Source organism: Sphingomonas sp. CCH5-D11 (genome assembly GCF_001557395.1).
Classification (GTDB): Bacteria; Pseudomonadota; Alphaproteobacteria; order Sphingomonadales; family Sphingomonadaceae; genus Sphingomonas.
In genome coordinates, this window is the sequence record NZ_LSKH01000164.1 from 1 (window position 1) to 4,849 (window position 4,849).

A 4,849-nucleotide genomic window follows, 5' to 3' on the forward strand; every position below is an offset into this window, starting at 1 on the left:
AGTGGCAGAAAGCGTGAGCAGGAAATCAGGCTGTTTGCGAGCACACGCCGCTACGTGTAGCGCCCGATTCTTTGTTGGCCGCCACCACATCTCCGCACACGGTATAGCCAAGCCGTTGGTAGAGTGCGAACGCCCGGTCGTTGCGAACAGCAACGTGGAAGATCAGGAAAGGTATCCTGCGGCGACGTACCCATTCCTCGGCGGATTTCACCAGACTTGTTCCGAGCCCACGTCCCTGCCACCGTGTCCGGATAGCCAGATTAAACGAGGCAAATTCGGCAGCGCCTTCGATGCACACGCTCCGCACATCTATGTAGCCGACGAGGTCGCCTATGCGTTGCAGGACGAAGATGCCTCGTTCGCCGGCTACGGCGGCGCTCAGCTCCACAGTTGTGCGGCGCAGGAGTTCCCCTCGATCTCGGACATCGAAGATCATATGTTCCGCTTCGCGAGCGAGGGCGATCTTCAAGCGTACCAAAGCTTTAGCGTCGGCAAGGTTCGCCGGGCGTGGCTCGCTCCAACTCCGCTTTCCGCCTACTTGAGCTATCGAACGCGCCGGCGGGAGTGGGGGCGCGTATATCGCCTGTGTCATGTGAAGACTTGGGCTCCCTGTAACGCGCGCGCGCGCTTTGGAATCGCGAGTTTGCCGAGGGATAGGTGACCAGAGCGGAAAGCGTGACGTGGGGAAAGCTGCGTCGGACAGCTTAGGCTGCGTGGCCCGTCCGCTCCACGCTGTTTCCGCTTCCAAAAGGCAAAAAGCCCAAGCAGATTGCCTGCGACAGATACAAGATCAACGGCCAAGGCGAACGGTGCGCCAATGAGAAGATTGTGGGCCAGCCAGAAGGGGGCGGCCACGAGAAAGACCATCTTCATCCGCGTCGTTGATCGCTGGGTCCGTGCCATGAAGGAAGCAGCCCCGCCGCAAGCGGCAAGGCCGGATAGGAGCCCATGCCAGGTCGCCACGGTAAGCAATAGCAGCGCGAGCAACGTCGCGCCGTCGAGCGCGAGCTTGGCAACCCGGTCACGAACCACCAGCGCGACGGTGAGCTGCATCAGGGAAAGAACGCATGCGGCCGAAGCGGTAGGCGCGCCGATCAGCGCGAAGTGCAGCGCGAAGGCGCACGCGCCGGTGCCTTGCACCATGAGCGCTCCCCGGCGCGAGGGTAGGAGCGGCCAGCTCACCACGCAGCCGAGGCCGACGATGCCGAATAGGATCGCAGCTAACCCGGTGCTCGCAAACGTCTGATCGAGGAAAAGCGACATCTATGCTCGCGTCGGGGTTGGTCCGGCTTCCACCGTGAAGGAAGAAGGTTAATGTGACGTTGTTGTCGACCGCTTTCCCATCGCGAGTCCCGGCCACAATGGCATTTGGCTTTTGTTGCGGACTGGTTCATTCTGCGCCTAGGGCGGCGCTCTTCCCTTTGGGTTCCGCCCGTGTTTGGACCAGGACAATGGTGCGTGACGCTTTCAAGCTTCTCGCCATCTCGACGTCGCTCGTGCTTTCTGGCTGTGTCAGTCCGCGAGAAATGGCCGCTCGCCATCGGGCGGCGTGTGCGAGTTATGGCTTCCAGCCTGGAACGGAGAGCTATGCGAATTGCCTTCTTCAGCTCGACGTAGGTGATTACGGCTACGGCCATCACAGGGGTGGCGTGCCGTTGTTTCCTGCCCGGCATCGGGCGCCCGCACCGCCTTTCCCTATCGCCACGCAAGACTAGGGTCGGCTACAGTTCACTGATGCTCCTTCGTCCTCACCTATTGATCTGCGCACTTTCGCTCGGCAGCGCCGCGCCCGTGGCGGCTCAGCAAGCGGTGCCTGCCGCGCCACGAACCGTGGCGGGTGCTTCGAAATTCATCCAGGACATGCTGACCCGCGGCACAGCCGTCGCAAAGCCTTGGCCGGGTTTCGTGCGGAGCAGCAGGATCACGAGCGTAGGAGTGAAAGGTGGTTGCCTCGTTACGCTCACGCTCGCCGACAAAAGCGCCCTCAGCGTGAAACTCGATCAGGTGGTTGCGATCCGACCGCTTTACTCGGCCAACGCGCCCCAGGCGTCGGTGGAGATCAAAGGGGGCGCGCAGCCCTACGAGGGTCTCGATATATTCGTCGGGGACAACGACGCGGTGCGCCGCGTCGGTGATGCCCTGGAGTTCATGCGCCAGTCCTGTGATCCATCGGCGAAGACTGGTTTCTAAACCGGCCAGCGGCGTCTCACCGACTTTTGCAAGGTTCATATGCTCGCAACCGACCAAGTTGGCCGTTATAACCTCATTCTAACCGTCGCGCGCACCGTCGTCGGCGCGCCGGGCATGATGTTGTTGTCGTTGTAGGCGGACGAGAAATAATCGCTGTTAAGCAGATTCTCGACGTTGATTTGCGCCTCGATCTGGGGGGTGAGCTTGAAGAATGCTGCGGCATCGACGCGCGTGAAGGCGGGTAGGATGGCGGTATTGCTGATGGAGGTGAAGCTCTTCGACTGGTGATAGACCCCGACCCCGGCCCCAAGGCGAGGGGTGAGGTCGTAGCGGGTCCACAGCGAAGCCTGCTGTTTGGGAACCAGCGGAACCTCGCGCCCGGCCGGGGCGACACTCGTCGTTTTGCGAATTGTCGCGTCCTGCAGCGCATAGCCCGCGCTGATCTGCCACTGTGCTGTGATCGCACCGCTAAGGCCGAGTTCGAACCCCTTACTGCGCTGAGCACCCGTCAGCACCGTCCGCGCGGCGTCGTTGGGGTCGGCCGCGCGGGTGTTGGTGCGGTCGAGCTGGTAGATGGCGGCCGTCAGGTTCAGCGTGGGCAGGATATCCCACTTGAGGCCAAGCTCGTAGTTGTCGAACCTTTCCGGTTCCAGCGCGGCGCTAGTGATATCGAGTGATGAGAATTGATCCCCCGACTGCGGCAGGAAGGACCGGCTATAGCTGGCGTATATCGAGACAGGTTGCACCGGCTTGAGCACCACGCCCACTCGGGGAGACCACAGGGTGTCCGTGCGGCTATAGCTCTGTGCGGCAACCAGGTCGTCGACGTTGAGCGTGAAGCGGTCGCGGCGAACGCCGCCGATGACATCGACATGGTCGCCGATCGAGATCTGGTCCTGCACGTAGAAGGCAGTGACGTCGGCGTTCGTGCGGACCGACCGGTAGCCGGTGTTGGCGGCGGTGCGCAGCGTAACCGGCGGCACCGTGATCGGGTCGGCCAACCCGACAAAGACGCGCCGCCCCCCATTGACGATATCGCCACCCCCGAAAAAGCCGTTGATCCGCTGGTTGCGCGTGCGCTGGTCGCTAACTTCGAAGCCGGCGAGCAGCACGTGGCGAACGGGGCCGGTGGTGACGGTCCACACAAGGTCGTTCTGGTTGAGCAGGTTCGTGCGCGTCGTGGGATCGCTATACGCTTCGAGGCCGACGCTGCGGACGCCGCCGCGCGGCGTGACCGGGGTTACCGCAAAGGCGTTCCGATAGAGCTTGTCATAATCACCGTACAGGATCCGGCTGGTCAGGGTCAGATTGTCGCTGAAGCGGTGCTCAACGCGGCCATTTAGGACCTTGGCCTCGAAATCGCTGACGTTGAACCCCGGCACACCGAAGAAGGTGTCGCGGACGCCGGTAAGCGGACGTGATGGGCTCGTGAGCGAGCCCTGGACGGCCGAGGGGACGCCTCGGTCGATCGTTCGCTTGTCGCTGTTATATTCGAAGCCCAGATCGATCCGAGTCGCACCGCCGAGCGAGAGCGCGACGGTCGGGTTGATCGCAACCCGGCGCCCGTCATAGAAGTCGCGATTGTTTCGGAACTCCTCGTAAACGGCGTTCATCCGGGTGGAGACGGACTCGCTGAGTGGCTGACTGATGTCGGCGTCGACATACCATGCGCCATATGTGTCCGCCGAACCGCTGCCGCTGATGAAGGCGTTGGCGACAGGGCGCTTGGTGACGCGGTTGATCACGCCCCCGCCGCCGCCGCGCCCGAAGATCATCGCGTTGGGACCTTTCAAAACCTCGATCCTCTCTGCATTGTAGAGGCCGCGATAATATTGCACGTCGTCACGCAAGCCATCGACGAAGAAGTCCGCGGTGCTGCTGTTCCCGCGCAGGATGATCTGATCGCGGTGTCCCTCACCTTGAGAGATTACGGCGCCGGGGACATAGCGTAGTACATCGGCAATAGAGCGCATCGCCTGGTCGTCGATCTGCGTTTCCGTGATGATCGATACCGCTTGGGGGACATCGTTGAGCTCGGTCGGTGTGCGCGTGGCGGTGCTGGTCGCATCGATCTGATAGCCGTCGCGGACGCCGGTCACGATGATCGTTTGCGAGGTGCTGCCGGGGCCCGGCAGGAACTGGTCTTGAGCCATTGCCGGGACGGTGAGCAGCCCGAAGCCGAGTGCAGTTCCAATACCAAGATTTCTCACCGTTGACCCTTTTGCGAATCTCTCTCACCAACGCAATAGGTGATTTGAGAGTGCGTCGCAATAGCCTTCGTGAGCAGCCCCCACCGGGTGGTCCGGGTAGATAGTTAGTGCATTGTCGTCTCCGCCGCCATTGCCGGGCGCAGGTGGAGCGAAGCGGAACCGGAGGCCGGCAATGGCGGCGTCGCCGCTTCTGGTGCGGGTGGGCGATAGCCCAGGCTGCTATGTGGCCGGATGGTGTTGTAGTGGCGCCGCCACGCCTCGATCAGCACTCTGGCCTCGGCGAGGCTGTAGAAGATCTCTCCGTTAAGCAGCTCGTCACGCAGCGAGCCATTGAAGCTCTCGTTGTAGCCGTTCTCCCATGGCGAGCCTGGCGTGATGTAGAGCGTGTTCACGCCGCCTTCTTCGGAGGCGTGCCGACGCGCGGCATCTACGACAACATGAAGACGGCG

The 4,849-nt window shown here is 62.3% G+C and carries 5 protein-coding genes; 1 reads left to right on the forward strand and 4 read right to left on the reverse strand.

What is annotated here, in order from left to right:
* Positions 1-25: 25 nt before the first annotated feature.
* Together AX702_RS10410 and AX702_RS10415 are read right to left on the reverse strand one after the other, a co-directional pair.
* Entirely contained in the window at positions 26-592 is a 567-nt protein-coding gene (locus AX702_RS10410; protein ID WP_082731249.1) for a GNAT family N-acetyltransferase, read from the reverse strand.
* Entirely contained in the window at positions 589-1,263 is a 675-nt protein-coding gene (locus AX702_RS10415) for a YgjV family protein (RefSeq protein WP_082731248.1), read from the reverse strand. Before AX702_RS10415 ends, AX702_RS10410 begins: the two co-directional genes overlap by 4 nt.
* Positions 1,264-1,734: 471 nt before the next feature.
* Here AX702_RS10415 and AX702_RS10420 point away from each other — a divergent pair, with 471 nt between their 5' ends.
* Complete coding sequence (locus AX702_RS10420) at positions 1,735-2,190, forward strand: hypothetical protein (protein WP_037569531.1); 456 nt, start codon at positions 1,735-1,737, stop codon at positions 2,188-2,190.
* A 65-nt stretch (positions 2,191-2,255) separates the two neighbouring features.
* Here the strand turns inward: AX702_RS10420 and AX702_RS10425 are convergent, their stop codons facing one another.
* Together AX702_RS10425 and AX702_RS10430 are read right to left on the reverse strand one after the other, a co-directional pair.
* Positions 2,256-4,400 (reverse strand): TonB-dependent receptor, encoded by a 2,145-nt coding sequence (locus tag AX702_RS10425; RefSeq protein WP_037569529.1) that lies wholly within the window; start codon positions 4,398-4,400, stop codon positions 2,256-2,258.
* Between the two features lie 104 nt (positions 4,401-4,504).
* Positions 4,505-4,849, reverse strand: a 345-nt coding sequence (locus tag AX702_RS10430) for an integrase core domain-containing protein (RefSeq protein ID WP_156444684.1), incomplete at its 5' end; no start/stop codon positions are given.

Bases quoted from the DNA above. Each gene is read 5' to 3' on its own strand.
- AX702_RS10415 (WP_082731248.1), bottom strand. From the start codon at position 1,263: ATGTCGCTTTTCCTCGATCAGACGTTTGCGAGCACCGGGTTAGCTGCG.
- AX702_RS10410 (WP_082731249.1), bottom strand. From the start codon at position 592: ATGACACAGGCGATATACGCGCCCCCACTCCCGCCGGCGCGTTCGATA.
- AX702_RS10420 (WP_037569531.1), top strand. From the start codon at position 1,735: ATGCTCCTTCGTCCTCACCTATTGATCTGCGCACTTTCGCTCGGCAGC.